The organism is Paenarthrobacter sp. NyZ202, from assembly GCF_049860755.1.
Taxonomy (GTDB): domain Bacteria; phylum Actinomycetota; class Actinomycetes; order Actinomycetales; family Micrococcaceae; genus Arthrobacter.
Window position 1 is genome coordinate 433,371 of sequence record NZ_CP187556.1, and the last position, 15,465, is coordinate 448,835.

A 15,465-nucleotide genomic window follows, 5' to 3' on the forward strand; every position below is an offset into this window, starting at 1 on the left:
CGGACAGCACCCATCAGAAAGCCGTTCCGCGACGTTGATGGACAGGCTCTACTGGATACAGAAGATCTTTCACCCAGACACTTTTCGAGAGATGAAGGAGCCATCATGGCACCCGCCGATTTCACTACTGGAGCCCGTCCGGTCAAAGCTGCCCGTGGTACGGAGCTCACTGCCAAGTCCTGGCAGACCGAAGCGCCGCTGCGCATGTTGATGAACAACCTCGATCCGGAGGTTGCCGAGCGTCCGGATGACCTGGTGGTTTACGGGGGTACGGGCCGGGCGGTGCGTTCGTGGGCTGCGTTTGATGCGATCACCCGGACCCTGGAAACCATGGAAAAGGACGAGACCCTCCTGGTCCAGTCCGGTAAGCCGGTGGGTGTGTTCCGCACCAACGAGTGGGCGCCGCGGGTGTTGTTGGCGAACTCGAACCTGGTGGGAGACTGGGCAACGTGGCCTGAGTTCCGCCGCCTCGAGGCCGAGGGCCTCACCATGTACGGGCAGATGACCGCCGGATCGTGGATTTACATCGGCACCCAGGGGATCCTGCAGGGCACGTACGAAACCTTCGCCGCCGTCGGGAACAAGCTCGCTGCGGAGGGCCGGCACCCGGCGCCCGCGCCTGAGGGCTCCACCGAGGGCCCGCTCGCCGGCACCCTGACCCTGACCGGTGGGTGCGGTGGCATGGGCGGCGCCCAGCCGCTCGCCGTGACCTTGAACGACGGCGCGTGCCTGATCGTGGACGTGGACGAGACCCGTTTGCGCCGCCGTGCCGGGAAGCGTTACCTGGACGAGGTCGAAACGGACCTGGACACGGCCATCGCGAAGGTGAACAAGGCCAAGGCTGAGCGTCGCGGCTGGTCCGTAGGGTATGTGGGCAACGCCGCCGAGGTGTTCCCGGAACTGCTGGCCCGCCACAAAGCCGGTGAACTGACCATCGACGTCGTCACTGACCAGACCTCCGCCCACGATCCGCTGTCCTACCTGCCGGAGGGCATCACGGTGGAAGAGTGGCACACCGAGGCCGCCGCCGATCCGGAGGGCTTCACCAAGAAGGCCCAGGCCTCCATGGCAAGGCACGTACAGGCGATGATGGAGTTCCAGGATGCCGGGGCTGAGGTATTCGATTACGGCAACTCCATCCGTGATGAGGCCCGCAAGGGAGGCTACACCCGGGCGTTCGAGTTCCCCGGGTTCGTCCCGGCCTATATCCGTCCGCTGTTCTGCGAGGGCCTGGGCCCGTTCCGCTGGGTCGCGCTCTCCGGGGACCCGGAGGACATCCGCGTCACCGACGAGGCCATCAAGGAACTGTTCCCGGAGAACAAGCACCTGCACAAGTGGATCGACGCCGCCGCCGAGCGGGTCGAGTTCGAAGGCCTTCCGGCGCGGATTTGCTGGCTCGGGTACGGTGAACGCCACCAGGCCGGGTTGTTGTTCAACAAGCTTGTGGCCGAGGGCAAGGTCAAGGCGCCGATCGTGATCGGCCGTGACCACCTGGACTCCGGGTCCGTGGCGTCCCCGTACCGGGAGACCGAGGCCATGAAGGACGGCTCGGACGCGATCGCTGACTGGCCGCTGCTGAACGCCCTCACCGCCGCCTCCTCCGGTGCCACCTGGGTTTCCATCCACCACGGCGGCGGCGTGGGAATCGGCCGGTCCATCCACACCGGCCAGGTCTCCGTCGCTGACGGCACCGAGTTGGCCGCGGCGAAACTGACCGCGCTGCTGACCAACGACCCCGGCATGGGCGTCATCCGCCACGCCGACGCCGGCTACGAACGCGCCATCGACGTCGCCCACGAACGCGGCGTCCGCATCCCCATGAACGAGAAGTAAGAACATGACCATTACAAGCAACGAACAGCTCACCGTCACCCTCGGCTCAAGCGGCGTGACCCCGGAAGACGTCGTCGCCGTCGCCCGCCACGGTGCCAAGGTGACCATCTCGCAGGAAGCCCTGGACACTGTTGCCAAGGTCCGTGCCCACATTGACGGCCTGGCCACCAGCGACGTCCCGGCCTACGGCATTTCCACGGGCTTCGGTGCATTGGCCAACCGCCATATCCCGAACGAACTCCGCACCCAGCTGCAGAAGTCGCTCATCCGCAGCCACGCGGCCGGCATGGGTCCGGCCGTGGAACGCGAAGTCATCCGCGGCATCATGTTCCTCCGCGCCAAGACCCTGGCATCGGGCCGCACGGGTGTCCGTCCCGTGGTCCTGCAGACCATGGTGGATGTCCTCAACGCCGGGATCACTCCGGTGGTCCGCGAGTTCGGCTCGCTCGGCTGCTCCGGCGACCTTGCACCGTTGTCCCACTGCGCGCTGGTCCTCATGGGTGAAGGTGAAGCAACAGGGCCCGACGGCGAACTGTACGGGGCCGCAGGCAAGGCACCTGTTGCTGAGCTGCTCGCGCAGCACGGCATCGAGCCGGTAACCCTGGCTGAGAAGGAAGGCCTGGCGCTGGTCAACGGCACCGAGGGCATGCTCGGCATGCTGCTGATGGCCATCGCGGACCTGCGCATGCTGCTGGCGACCGCCGATGTCACCGCGGCCCTCAGTGTCGAAGCCCTCCTCGGCACGGACCAGGTGTTCCTGCCTGAGCTCCACGCTGCCCTGCGTCCCCACCCGGGCCAGGCAGCGAGCGCGGACAACATGCTGCGCGTGCTCTCCAACTCGCCGATCGTTGCCTCCCACCGGATCAACGACACCAAGGTCCAGGACGCCTACTCGCTGCGCTGCGCTCCCCAGGTTGCCGGCGCCGTCCGCGATACGGTCGACCACGCCGCACTGGTGGCTTCCCGCGAACTCGCGGCTGCGATCGACAACCCGGTAGTCCTCCCGGACGGCCGCGTGACCTCCAACGGCAACTTCCACGGCGCTCCGGTCGCCTACGTGCTGGACTTCCTGGCGATCGCCGTGGCGGACCTCAGCTCCATCGCTGAGCGCCGCACGGACCGCATGCTGGACCCGGCCCGCTCGCACGGTCTCCCGGCCTTCCTGGCTGCGGACCCGGGCGTGGACTCGGGCCTCATGATCGCCCAGTACACCCAGGCCGGCCTGGTCTCGGACAACAAGCGCCTCGCCGTTCCGGCATCCGTGGACTCCATCCCGAGTTCCGCGATGCAGGAAGACCACGTGTCCATGGGCTGGCACGCGGCCCGGAAGCTGCGCAAGGCCGTGGAGAACCTGCGGCGCGTGCTCGCCGTCGAGCTTGTCACCAGCGCCCGGGCGATCGATATGCGCACGCAACTGTCCGACGGCGAACTGACTCCCGGTCCTGCCGGCACGGCAGTGCTTGAGGTGCTTCGCGAAGTGGTTCAGGGACCGGGTACCGACCGGTTCCTGTCGCCCGAACTGGAGGCGGCTGACCGCCTTGTCGGCTCCGGTGCCGTGCGCGCGGCCGCCGAATCCGCCGTCGGGATTCTAGCCTGACGCCGAATAAAGCGCTTCTTTGATGCGCAATTTAGCCACGCCCCGGACTTTGTTCGCAACGCAGCGTCCGGGGCGTGGCAAATGTAGTAGAACTTATGGTGTACGTCACGTCCGGCGACAACGGTGTCCCGGGCTTGACGGTCAAGTGAATATCAACAGAGAACATCCACAAAGGGGTAGAAGTTCAATGAAGGCACGGGGAGCAGTCCTTTCCAGAAGAAACGCACACTCTGCGACGGTTTCCGACTGGAAGCAGCTCAAGGTCGGCGAGAGGGTGGAAGTGGTCAAGTACGCCCATGTGATCGCGGCTGGACTGATCGAGGAAGTCTCCGGCAGCGGCAATGTGGTGTGGCTTGAACACTCCGGCCCGGGTGTCACCGAAGAAGGCAAGGAACTTTTCATGAAGTCCGACGGCGTGACCCTCCGCCGCGCGTAGGTACCCAACTGAGTCGCAGTAGTGCGCGTTTAGACTGCTCAAAACGCGCACAAATGCGACCTGGTTGGGGGGGCATAAACAGAAACCGGGGCCTGTCCCTTTCCGCGGGTAGTAATGGCGGAAAGCGACGGGCCCCGGTTCTGCTTGCTAAGCGGCGAGAGCTTCGTGGGTCTGGCCGAAGGGAACGGATTCGTCCAGGGCCACGGTGTAGGTGCCGGGCTCATGCCTGGTCACCAGGATGCCGCAGTTGGCATCTGCTCCTGCGCTTTCGATGAGGGCATCCACGGCGCGGTCAAGACCGTCGTGGATCTCGCTTGCGTTGGAGAACGACAAGCGGATTTCGCGTTCTGCGGTGATCGCAGGGGTCATGGTTGGGGCCTCCTCTACGTGCCGCTATGCGAAGGCGACCCATCAACTATAGAGCGTTTGCCCCGAAAATTTGTAAGATGACTGGCAGCCCCGTGATCTGGATCTCACCTACGAACCATGGCCCTGAGCAGTTTGACCGCCACGGACAGGGCTGCAATATCCATGGGGCCCGGCTTGATGGCTTCCTTGATGGTCTGTTGGATGCGCGCCAATTGTTCGATGTTTCCCCGCTCCCAGTCCACGATCCGTTCCACGGGATCACCGGCTGCAGCAGACGACCGTGGCGTGTGCCTGACGACGGCCTTGGTCATGTCCGCCAGCACCAGGTACATGTCGTCCCGCAACGCGGCCCGGGCCAATGATTCCCAGTGGGTGTCCCGCGACAGCATGGTGATGTGCTCCAGCAAAGGGATGGCCGAGATCCGTTCAAACACCGCAAAATACACTTCCGCCACAGCCTCCACCGGCTCCTGCAGTTCTTCGGCGATGGCGGAGATGTCCAGCAGGCCATAGCTCACCAGGAGTTCGGACGCCCGGACGCCCAGGCTGTGCGGGAGTCCCACAGCATCGGTGTGTGCCAGTCGCTTCAGCGAGTGGGCCAGGTTGATGCCGTGCAGGAACCCCGTGAAGTTGGCCCGCATCAACGCCATGGGCCGCTCCAGCCTGGCGAAGGCATCAGCCACCGGTTTGTCTCTGAAATCGTGGGTGACATACCAGCGGACGGACCGGTCCAGGAGGCGGCGCATATCAAGGGCAACGGCGGCTCCGTGCTCGCTCGGAGTGCTTGCAGGAAGCGCCGCGATCGCTTCCATGACCGAGTCGAAGTCCCAGATCTGCCGCATGACCACGAAGGCCCGTGCGACTGCCGTGGCCGAAACCGTGGTTTCCTCCATGGCCCTGAAAGCAAACGAGATTCCGCCCATATTGATCATGTCATTGGCGATCACCGTGGCCACGATCTCGCGCCTCAGCGGATGCGTGGCCAGCTGTTCCCCAAACCGCTGGGAGACCTGCTGGGGAAAGTAGGAATGAAGCGTCTGGGCGAACCATGGATCATCCGCAAGGCCGCCTTCCGTGAGCTCCCGTGCCAGCTCGATCTTGGCATAGGCTGCCAGGACGGCCAGTTCCGGAGTGGTCAGGCCCTTGCCCGTGAGGACCCGTGCCTGGAGTTCCTGGTTGGAAGGGAGGAACTCCAGGCTACGGTCCAGGTCCATCGCTGACTCCAGCCAGTCCATGGTCCGTTCAAAGCTCGGGCTCCATTCCAGGGCCAGTTGCTTGTCATTGAGGAGCAGGACGTTTTGGTCCGCATTGGTCTTCAGCACGAGCCGTCCAACCTCACCCTGCAAGGACTGCAGGAAGCCGGTCCGTTCAGCCGCGGGCATCCTCCCGGCCGAGATCATCCGGTCCAGGAAGATCTTGATGTTCACCTCATGGTCCGAACAATCCACCCCCGCCGAGTTGTCAATCGCGTCCGTATTAACCAGGATTCCTGCCAGCGCTGCCTCAACCCTGCCCCGTTGTGTCACGCCCAGGTTGCCGCCCTCGGCGATGATGTGCGTGCGGAGCCGGCTGGCGTTGACCCTGATGGCGTCGTTGGACTTGTCGCCCACCTCTTCGTGGGTTTCAGCCGCCGCTTTGATGTAGGTGCCGATGCCGCCGTTATACAGCAGGTCCACAGGGGCCCGCAGGATGGCGCGCAGCAGCTCGGGTGGGCTGACCGCCGTCGGCCCTTCCTCCATGCCCAGGGCGAGCCGGACCTCCTTGGTGATGGGCACCGACTTCTCCGCGCGGGAGTACACACCACCGCCGGGGCTGAGCTTCGCCGGATCGTAGTCGGCCCATGAAGACCGGGGCAGCGCGAAGAGGCGTTCGCGTTCCTGGTAGGAAGCAAGCGGGTCCGGGGTGGGATCCAGGAAGATGTGCCGGTGGTCGAACGCAGCCACGAGTTTGATGTGGTTGGAGAGCAGCATGCCGTTGCCGAAAACGTCTCCGCTCATGTCGCCGATGCCCACCACGGTGAAGTCCTCTGCGCGGGAGTCGATGGTGAGCTCGCTGAAGTGGTGGCGCACGGATTCCCAGGCACCGCGGGCCGTGATGCCCATCTGCTTGTGGTCGTAACCCACCGAGCCGCCGGAGGCGAAGGCATCACCGAGCCAGAACCCGTACTCGGCCGCCACCGCGTTGGCGAGGTCGGAGAACGCAGCCGTCCCCTTGTCGGCCGCTACCACAAGGTAGTAGTCGTCGCCGTCGTGGCGTACTACGCGGGGCGGGGCGACGACGGTCCCGTTGGGTCCGCCGTCGGGATCCGACACCAGGTTGTCCGTGAGATCCAGGAGGCCACGGATGAACGTGCGGTAGCTTTCCTGACCTTCGGCGAGCCAGGCTGAGCGGTCCTCCGCCGGGTCCGGGAGCCGCTTGGGGAAGAATCCGCCCTTGGCTCCGGTGGGCACGATCACTGCGTTCTTGACCGTTTGGGCTTTGACGAGCCCCAGGATCTCCGTGCGGAAGTCCTCGCGCCGGTCCGACCAGCGCAAGCCGCCTCGGGCGATCGGTCCGAAACGCAGGTGCACACCCTCCACTTGTGGCGAGTAGACCCAGATCTCGTGCTTCGGCCGTGGGGCCGGGGCGGCCGGCACGTTGGAGGGGTTGAGCTTGACGCTGATGTACGGCTTGTTGAGGTAGAAGTTGGTGCGCAGCGTCGCTTCCACCAGGCTCGCCAGCTGCCGCAAAAGCCGGTCGGCGTCCAGCACGGGCACGGCGTCGATGGCGTTGGCCAGCGTGGTCCTGGCCGCGTGGACTGCCTGGGTGCGGTGGCTTAGTTCGCTGGTGCCTTCCTCGAAGACGTCACCGCCGCCGGACGGCCCGGCGCCGCCGGACGGCCCCCCGCCACCGGACGGGGCCCCGCCGCCGGGCTGCGCCCCGAGGCCGGGCTCGAACAGGTCGGGGCCAAACAAGTCCGGATTGAACTTGGCCTCGAACAGGTCAAGGAGGGCATGCGTGGCGGCGGGGTTGCCGCGAAGCGTGTCCGCAATGAAGCCATACGAGTTGGTACTGCCCAACTGCCGCAGGTACTTGGCATACGCGCGAAGGACGGCAACGTGGCGCCAACCGATCCCCTCCCTGATGACCAGCGCGTCGAAGGCGTCCGACTCCGCATCGCCCCGCATGGACGCAATGAACGAGTCGGCCAGCAGCCCGGCTGTCGGCAATGGATCCACGCCGCGGGGATACTTGAGCCCCAGGTCGTACAGGAAAAACTGCCGGCCATCGGCCCGCTGCACCTCGAACGGCCGCTGGTCCAGGACCTTCAACCCGAGGTTGTGGAAGAACGGCAGGATTTCGGTGAGGCTCTGGGGCCGGGTCAGGTACACGCGGATGCGGGCGTCCTCGGTCAGGACGGCCGTGCCCGGGCGCTGGTAGACGGACAGCACAGGGTCCGGAGCATGCCCGGGTTCACCGGCCGTGCCGCTGGGTCCGAAGCTTTCGAACCGGCCGATGTCCTCTACGGCGTTCTCGACCTCGTATTCTGCCTTGTAGCCTGCCGGGAACGCCGCAGCCCACTGCGCAGACAGGCGTCTGGCTTCCCCGCGCGGATACACCGCCTGCAGTGCCTCCTCCAGTCCCTGCGCCCACGACCTCGTGGCAGCAATGATGCGCTGCTCCAGTACTGCGGAATCAACGACGGCGGTACGTGCCTCCTGCTGGCCGGTTCCGGTGGCGGCAGGCAGCAGGATGCGGAAGAAGACCCGTGCCATGGCGGATTCGCCCAGCCGGAGCTCGAACTCGATCGCATCCGTTCCGAACGCTTCCCGCAGCTCGCGCTCGATGTTCAGGCGCACAGCGGTGCTGTACCGGTGGCGCGGCAGGAAGACCAGCGCAGTCATGAAACGCCCGTACGAATCCGGCCGCAGGAACAGCCGGGTGCTGTGCCTCTCCTGCAGGCGAAGTATTTCGCGGGCATGCAGTGCCAGTTGCTCCGGATCGATATGGAAGAGTTCGTCCCGGGGGTAGGCGTCCATCACCGCGAGGAGTTCCTGGCCGTGATGGGATGACGGCGGATACCCAAGGGACCGCAGGACCTCGGAGACCGTGTCCCGGATGACGGGGATCTGCAGGACAGGGTGCGCCGAGGAACTCGGGGTGAACAGGCCAACGAAGGTGTTGCCCGTCCCCAGGCTCAGTTCATCAAGGTACGCGTGGCGCAGCACGGTGGAGCGCCGGGTGGATTTGGTGAGCGTGAGGATCGGGTCCCTTGCGCCGCGGTTGTCGATCGCGGCTTCGCCCCGCAGGATCCCCAGACCGGCTTCTCCCGGTCCTTGGTAGCCAAGGAACACGAAGTTCCCTTCGGCCAGCCAGCGCAGCAGCGCTTGGGCATCAAGCGTTCCTGCCCTGGTTTCGCCTTCGAGCCCGCCAACAGCCCTGTCAAGCCGTGCCTGCATGGCGGGGGCATCCTCGGCGGCGGCCCGGACATCCGCCAGCACGTCCTGCACCCTGGCAATGAGCAGTTCTGCGCTCGCCTCATCCGGCAGGCGCGGGATATCCAACGCCAACCACGACTCGGTGAGGCGGCCGCCGTCGTGCGTTGCGGAGGAGGAAGGCCCGACGGCGGCTGGGAGCCCCGTGCGGTGCGGTCCCCGGTGGATGTGGGTAAGGCGGTGGGTGGCGGGGTCGCGCCCGACCGTAAAGGTGGGGTGGACGAGGAGCCGGATGGAGGAGGCATCACGGGCGATTTCGGCGGTGACGGACGGAAGGAGGTAGGGGAGATCATCGGTGACAATGGCTACCACGCTGGCGTTGGTCTCGTGGAGGATGCCCACCACGGACTGGCCGGGCTCACGCCGCTCTGCCAACGAACGGTGGTAGCGTGCCCGTTCCAGGAGGGTTTCGGGCGTGTAGTTGCGGACGTCGTCATCGGATACGTGCTCGTAGTAGTCGGTCAGGAAATCATCGGCCGGCCCGATCCCTGGTGACATGCCACTGCGCCTCCGCTGCCTCCGGCGGTCCAGGGAGGGGCCGTGCTGGTGCGGCTTGGAGAGTCCCTGCGCCTCCCTCTATCATCGCCGCGAGATGGCATTTAATACCAATGTTTGAGCCAAACATTGTGATCTAATGCCATCTCGCGGGGGCCAGAGACGTGGTGACGGGATTCGAACCCGCGTGCGCTGCTTTGCAGGCAGCTCCCTGGCCTCTTGGGTACACCACGTGCCAACGACCCTAGGCGCGGTGGCAAGTGCCGGGCAAAGTTCTTTTCCCCGGTGGTCCCGGGGCTACGGAATCTTTCCCGGGGCTACGGAGTGTTTCCCGGTTGGGCTACGTGGTGTTTCCGTGGGTGGCGGCCTGTGACGACCGGGTCCCGGTCCCGCTCCGGGCTGCCAGACGGGCCAGCTTCCACGCGCTGGAGGCCAGCAGCAGGGTAAGGATGGCTGCGGCAACGTGCGTGTAGAGCATCAGGTGCACGGATCCTTCGGACGCGGCGCTGCTATCCGCAGGAACGTCCAGGGGCTGATTGCCACCGTGCAGATGCCCGAAGAGTCCGCCGCCGGGCACGTATCCGCCAAAGGCATCCAGCCCGAAGTGCAGGAGTTGCTGCGCCACGCCGGAGAACAGCAGCAGCAACAGGGGGCCATGGACCCAACGGGTAACCAGTTGCGCTGCGAGGCAGGTGAGCGCAAGGAGGGCCAGCAACAGGGGCAGTGCCGGGGGAGTGCCACCGGCAGCCACGTGGGCTGCCAGTCCCAGGGCAACAGCGATCACACCAGCCGCCCAGGCCCACTTGTCCTGCACAGGAGCAGTGCGCATCGCCATCCTTTCCTCCACACAGGCTATGCGGAGAAAGACGCCGATGAACAGGGCTCACGCGAGGAGCGTGTTCACCAGCCTCGCTGTAACCTTGGCCGTCCGGGAATCGATGTCGAACTCCGGGTTCAGTTCTGCCACATCCAGGTGCAGCAGCTTTCCACTGGCAGCAACCTGGCGGCATACTGCGTTGATCACCGGCAATGGCACGCCATACGCCGCCGGCGCACTCACCCCGGGAGCTACCGAGGCCGGCAGCACGTCGAGGTCGATCGTCAGATAAAGTACGTCCACGCCGGCAAGGAAATCCGCAACAAAAACCTCCACCCGTTCCGCGGAGCAGTCCTCGTCCAGCAGGTATTTCACGCCGAGCCGGTCAGCGGTGTCGAACAGCGTCCGCGTGTTGTTGGGTTCCGAAATACCGACGACGGCGTACTGCAGTTCGCGCCCGGCGGCGGCTTCCTCCCGGGACATCTGGAGGAACGGCGTACCCGAACTCGGAGTGGGCTCATCCCGCAGGTCGAAGTGGGCATCGAGGTTCAGCACGCCCAGCCGCTTGCCACTGCGCACGGCGTTAGATCCCGCAACGCCCAGGTAGCTGGCGAACGCGGTCTCGTGTCCGCCGCCCAGCACCACGGTGAGGTTTCCGCCGTCGAGCAGTGCCGAAATGGCGCGCCCGGCACGCTCCTGGCCCGCCTCCAGGGCGTCGCCTTCCACCACGACGTCGCCGGCGTCGAAGAGGTCGCGGTCCAGATGGAACGCCAGCGGACCCAGTGCCGAACGGATCGCGGCCGGCGCCGCTGAGGCACCTACCCGGCCCTTGTTGCGGCGGACGCCGGCGTCACTGCAAAAACCAAGCACGACGGCGGGACGCAGGGCCCCTGCGGACGTTTCCGGGGTGTGGGGAGCCACAGCCTGCCACCACCTGCGGTGCTCGGCGCCGTCGCCGTCGAAACGGCCGGTCCACGGGGTGGGAGTGACGTCTACGGTGAGGGCGCTTGTTTCCATGCTTAAAGCAGACCGGACCCGGACGGCCAAAGCCAGCAGTTCCGGGTCCGGAGTGTCTGAAATGCCGGACATCCAGGCCCGGACATCACCGCGACATGGCATTTGATGACAATGCCGGAGCCCAACATTGTCACCAAATGCCATCTCGGCGGGGAGCTATTTGACCCCGAGCAGCTCCTCCACGGTGCCAATGCCAAAGAACAACAGGAAGGCGGCGGCCACGGCCCACATCAGCGGGTGGACTTCGCGGGCACGGCCCTGGAACGTGCGGATCAGGACGTAGGAGATGAATCCGGCGCCCAGGCCGTTGGCAATCGAGTACGTGAACGGCATGAGGGCGATGGTCAGGAAGGCCGGGATGCCCACGCCCCAGTCCTGCCAGTCGATCTTGCCCACCTGGGAGACCATCATGAAGCCCACCACCACCAGTGCAGGGGCGACGGCTTCGAACGGAACCAGGTTGATCAGCGGCGTGAAGAACATGGCCACCAGGAAGAGGATGCCGGTCACGATCGAGGCGAGGCCGGTGCGTGCACCTTCGCCGATGCCGGCGCCGGACTCCACGAAGATCTGGTTGGAGGACACGGACGAACCGCCACCCACGATCGCGCCGAGGGCGTCAACCTGAAGCACACGGTCGACGTTGGGGATGTTGCCCTTTTCGTCCACGGTCCCGGCCTCGTTGGCCAGGCCCACCATGGTGCCCATGGCGTCGAAGAAGATGCTCAGCAGGATCACGAACGCCAGCAGCGCCGCGGCGATGAAGCCCAGGTGCTCAAAGGCACCGAACGGGTTGGCTTTGCCGATCAGTGAGAGATCGGGTGCGCCCCATTCGGACAGGGTAGGGGCCACCAGGGACCAGCCGCGCGGGTTCACGGTGTCGCCGTCCACGCTGGGGCCGATGTGGAGCGTGAACTCGAGGATGGCAGCCAGTGCGGTGGATGCGACGATGCCGATGAGGATCGCGCCACGGACCTTGCGGACTACCAGGGCGATGGTCAGCAGCAACCCGACGGCGAACACCAGGGTGGGCCAGCCCATGAGCTTGCCTTCAACACCCAATCCAAGGGGCACAGTGGTGCCGGCGGCGTCCGGGATGCGGCGCACGAAGCCGGCGTTCACCAGGCCGATCAAAGCAATGAACAGGCCAATGCCCACCACGATCGCGGTCTTCAGCGCCTCCGGGACAGCCTTGAACACGGCGGTGCGGAATCCGGTGAGCACCAGGATCAGCATGGTCACGCCGGAGAGCACCACCAGGCCCATCATGTCCGGCCAGGTCAGTTCCGGGTGCGAGGCCACGGTGACGGCCACGAAGGCGTTGACGCCAAGGCCGGTTGCCACGGCAAACGGGTGCTTTGCCCACGCACCCATGAGGATGGTCAGGATGCCCGCGACGAATGCGGTGGTAGCTGCCACGGCAGTAAAGCCGAGTGATTCGCCGCTGGAGTCCGCTCCGGAGAGGATCAGGGGGTTCAGGACAACGATGTAGCTCATGGCGAAGAACGTCGCAAAGCCGCCGCGGATCTCGCGTGAGTACGTGGAGCCTCGTTCAGAGATCTTGAAGTAACGGTCGATGGCAGAACCTTGTTTAAGCATGAAGGTCTCCGGGGATTGGGTGAGTGTGCTCTCAAATCCTATGCCGCGGATACGGCCCGGCCGGACGATTCGCCTAGTCTGTAAGGAAGCCAACACTAGGAGAAACCGCCCCATGCGTACCATCCGCCCCCTTCTGGCCGCCGTCGTTGCTGCTGTGGCCTTAACCGCCGCAGTGCTGTTCGGTGCTGCTCCGGCGTCCGCGCACGATGTCGCCGAGTCCACCGCTCCGGCGAACGGTGCCAGCGTTGCCGAGGTCCCGGCGTCGGTCTCCATCACCTTCAACAACCGCCCCCTGGCCATCGGCTCGGGCGTAACGGTGACTTCCGGTGGCGAGAACTGGGCGGATGGCGCCGTCGAAATCATCGACAACCAAGCGGTGCAGAAGCTTCGCCCCGGCGCGCCGGCTGGCCAATACACGGTCACGTGGCGCGTGGTCAGCTCCGACTCCCACCCGATCGAGGGCACCTTTTCCTTCACGGCCGCCAGCGGAAGTACGACGGCGGCAGGCGGCTCGGCGGTGGCGTCACCGTCGGCGTCCGCACCGGCAGCGTCGGTCCCTTCGGCAGGCACGTCAGCACCTGGTACCAGCGGCAACGAGGCTGCCCCCGCGGAGTCCCAGCCGTTTCCCTGGAGCATCGTCGGGCTGGCTGTTGTTGCGGTTGGCCTCGTGATCTTCCTGGCCGTTACGGCGCGTCGGAAGTTGGCGCCCACCGACAGCGCCGATGCCGAAAAATCCGCAGAATAACGGGGTTTTCTACCTAGCGTCGAAGGTCTCGGATCGGTTACTGCGACACGCCAAAACCAAACTTCTCGTTACTCAAATGTGACTTTGGTGTGATCATCGCGTACGGTAGTACCTGTGCCCGATCCATGTACGGGGCACTTCCGGCCTGATTGCCTAGCTCTGCCGCAGGCTGGAATCCGTTCGCAGACATACCTACGGCAGAGACGGGGAACCCATTTTGGTCAGCTTTTGAAGCTGACCTTGGGGTGAAGTCACGAAGCTTCCGCTGCATGGCGGGAGACAGTGGCCGGGTGACTCCCATCCGAATCCGACAGCTAACCTCGCAGGCATCGGGAGAGGCTTTTTCATGTCTTCACGCATTCTTCGCGGCCGTCGTAAGGCGGACAGCGTACGTCCCAATCCGTTCATCTCAATCTCCAAGGCTGTTGCCAGCAACGCATCGGGCGCAGGCCGCCAGGCTGCTGTTATCGCCGCCGCGTCGGGCCTGGTCCTGACCGGTTCCATCGCCGCCCACGCCGCGGAAACCCCGGCACAGGCACCGGTGGAGCGCGACTCCAGCCCCGCCACGGTGGCGCAGACGGTTTCCGAGGCTCCCAACAAGGTTGTCACCGCCGCTGCAACGGCTACCGTCAACTTCGAGCGTCCGGCGGTTGCTTCCGTAGCAGCACCGGTCATCGAAAAGCCGGCACCGGCTCCTGCGCCGGCACCCAAGAAGGCTGCAGCCACCACCGCTGCCGCCCCGGCCAAGGCCACGGCTACCGCCACTGCAACCGCTCCGGCTCCTGCCGCTCCTGCTGCCGCAGCTCCGGCCGCCGGTGGCGTCAACGCCGCCATGGTTGCCTCGGCCTACGCGCAGATCGGCATCTTCCAGGACTGCACCGCCATGGTTGAAAAGGCCCTCGGCTCTGCAGGTATCCGGGTTGGCGATCTCGCTCCCATGCAGTTCCTGAACTACGGCAAGGTAGTCAGCGACCCGCAGCCGGGCGACATGATCGTCCAGTCCGGCCACGTTGCCATCTACATCGGCAACGGCCAGGCCATCAGCGGTGGCATCAACGGCAACCAGACGGGCATCCACCCCATCAGCTGGCTGACCGCAACGGGCCCCCTGACCTACGTACGCGCAGGCGCCTAAGCCTCACGCTTCACCCAAAAGCCGGCATCTCCGGGACTCAACGTCCCGAGGGTGCCGGCTTTTGTTGTCTGGTTGGAAGGCGTTTCAGGCGAGGGCAACGCCCGGTGAGGCCGGAAGGGCCACCCTCGCCGAGATGGCCTGGCCCACGGCTTTGGCCTGCCGAAGTACTTCCTTGGGGGTGGGGGTCACGAGTTCGCCCACGCCCACCAGGTGCATGCCTACCGCCCGCATGGCGGCCACGAGGTTCTGGCCGATGCTGATTCCAAGGTCCGCGAGCATCCTGCGCAACTGGCTCTGGGCACAGCGCGTGACCACGATGTGGTCGGCCAGAAGGATGCCGTCCGGGGTATGGACCGCCCATTTCCGGGTTTCGACCGGGGATAGGCCGGTGCGGGTGCTGCCAAGGTCCGCCACTTGGCCATAGGCCGGTTGTGGCTCGCTGCCCAGGAAATCGAGGCGCACGGCGCGGGTAGTGCTGCGGACATCCAAGTGATGGCTCGCTGCGTAGTTGCGCAAGTGCCGGAGGATTTCGTTGCGTTCCTGCATGGCAGCGGGGTCGGAAACATCGCAGCGGGGCAGCATGCCGGTATGAAGGGACGCCGTTGCCGGGGAAGGTGTTCCCATGAGACTGTCCACCACGATTGAGCCGACGCCATGACGGCTCAGTTCGCTGGCCACAGCCAACCCGGAAAGCCCGGCGCCGATGACCACGGTGGTGGTCCGTTCCGTGCCGGAATCAGGCGTGAGGTGCACTGCTTGGTTCCTCCTTGACTGTGTGCCCGCGGGCATGGCATGGGTTGCGTCCGGGTCCCCAAGCGGTCGCAAGTAAATGGCCGGTATGTGTGCTGGAACACGCTTGCCGGCCATTCGGTGACTCGAACATTACCCAACTTTTTGTGTCGTGGATAGCCTCCGCCACAGCGTGTTTTTTGTAGTCATTTTGGCCG

The 15,465-nt window shown here is 65.4% G+C and carries 11 protein-coding genes, 1 tRNA gene and 1 riboswitch; of the genes, 5 read left to right on the top strand and 7 right to left on the bottom strand.

Translation table 11 applies throughout. From position 1 onward, the window contains the following. Window positions 1-105 precede the first annotated feature (105 nt). The 3 genes from ACPFL9_RS02150 (at window position 106) to ACPFL9_RS02160 (ending at window position 3,866) form a co-directional block, all read left to right on the top strand. Window positions 106-1,833 carry a urocanate hydratase gene (locus ACPFL9_RS02150; RefSeq protein WP_426005554.1) on the top strand — a complete coding sequence of 576 codons (1,728 nt, stop codon included), beginning with the start codon at window positions 106-108 and terminating at the stop codon, window positions 1,831-1,833. A 4-nt stretch (window positions 1,834-1,837) separates the two neighbouring features. Further along, a complete protein-coding gene (gene hutH, locus ACPFL9_RS02155; protein ID WP_426005555.1) occupies window positions 1,838-3,430 on the top strand; it encodes a histidine ammonia-lyase in 1,593 nt (530 codons plus the stop codon). A gap of 187 nt (window positions 3,431-3,617) precedes the next feature. Next, window positions 3,618-3,866: a hypothetical protein gene (locus ACPFL9_RS02160; RefSeq protein ID WP_426005556.1), complete on the top strand. Its 249-nt coding sequence runs from the start codon at window positions 3,618-3,620 to the stop codon at window positions 3,864-3,866. Between the two features lie 147 nt (window positions 3,867-4,013). On the opposite strand, the gene ACPFL9_RS02165 is transcribed toward ACPFL9_RS02160, so the two are convergent. The 6 genes from ACPFL9_RS02165 to ACPFL9_RS02190 form a co-directional block, all read right to left on the bottom strand. After that, the gene (locus ACPFL9_RS02165) at window positions 4,014-4,235 is read right to left on the bottom strand and encodes a hypothetical protein (protein WP_426005558.1); all 222 of its coding nucleotides are present in this window, start codon (window positions 4,233-4,235) and stop codon (window positions 4,014-4,016) included. Between the two features lie 104 nt (window positions 4,236-4,339). Further along, window positions 4,340-9,208, bottom strand: a complete 4,869-nt coding sequence (locus tag ACPFL9_RS02170) for an NAD-glutamate dehydrogenase (RefSeq protein ID WP_426005559.1) — start codon at window positions 9,206-9,208, stop codon at window positions 4,340-4,342. Between the two features lie 159 nt (window positions 9,209-9,367). Beyond that, window positions 9,368-9,438, bottom strand: a tRNA-Cys gene (locus ACPFL9_RS02175). A gap of 107 nt (window positions 9,439-9,545) precedes the next feature. Next, a complete protein-coding gene (locus tag ACPFL9_RS02180; protein WP_426005560.1) occupies window positions 9,546-10,034 on the bottom strand; it encodes a hypothetical protein in 489 nt (162 codons plus the stop codon). Window positions 10,035-10,088: 54 nt separating this feature from the next. Beyond that, entirely contained in the window at window positions 10,089-11,039 is a 951-nt protein-coding gene (gene hutG, locus ACPFL9_RS02185) for a formimidoylglutamase (protein WP_426005561.1), read from the bottom strand. Between the two features lie 156 nt (window positions 11,040-11,195). Continuing rightward, window positions 11,196-12,638: an NCS2 family permease gene (locus ACPFL9_RS02190; RefSeq protein ID WP_426005563.1), complete on the bottom strand. Its 1,443-nt coding sequence runs from the start codon at window positions 12,636-12,638 to the stop codon at window positions 11,196-11,198. A gap of 112 nt (window positions 12,639-12,750) precedes the next feature. On the opposite strand from ACPFL9_RS02190, the gene ACPFL9_RS02195 reads away from it, so the two are divergent. Beyond that, complete coding sequence (locus tag ACPFL9_RS02195; protein WP_426005565.1) at window positions 12,751-13,383, top strand: copper resistance CopC family protein; 633 nt, start codon at window positions 12,751-12,753, stop codon at window positions 13,381-13,383. A 179-nt stretch (window positions 13,384-13,562) separates the two neighbouring features. After that, window positions 13,563-13,726, top strand: a riboswitch (cyclic di-AMP (ydaO/yuaA leader). A gap of 3 nt (window positions 13,727-13,729) precedes the next feature. Then, window positions 13,730-14,518 carry an NlpC/P60 family protein gene (locus ACPFL9_RS02200; protein ID WP_426005566.1) on the top strand — a complete coding sequence of 263 codons (789 nt, stop codon included), beginning with the start codon at window positions 13,730-13,732 and terminating at the stop codon, window positions 14,516-14,518. An 84-nt stretch (window positions 14,519-14,602) separates the two neighbouring features. Here ACPFL9_RS02200 and ACPFL9_RS02205 read toward each other — a convergent pair whose 3' ends face one another. Beyond that, complete coding sequence (locus tag ACPFL9_RS02205) at window positions 14,603-15,271, bottom strand: FAD-dependent monooxygenase (protein ID WP_426005568.1); 669 nt, start codon at window positions 15,269-15,271, stop codon at window positions 14,603-14,605. Between the last annotated feature and the right edge of the window lie 194 nt (window positions 15,272-15,465).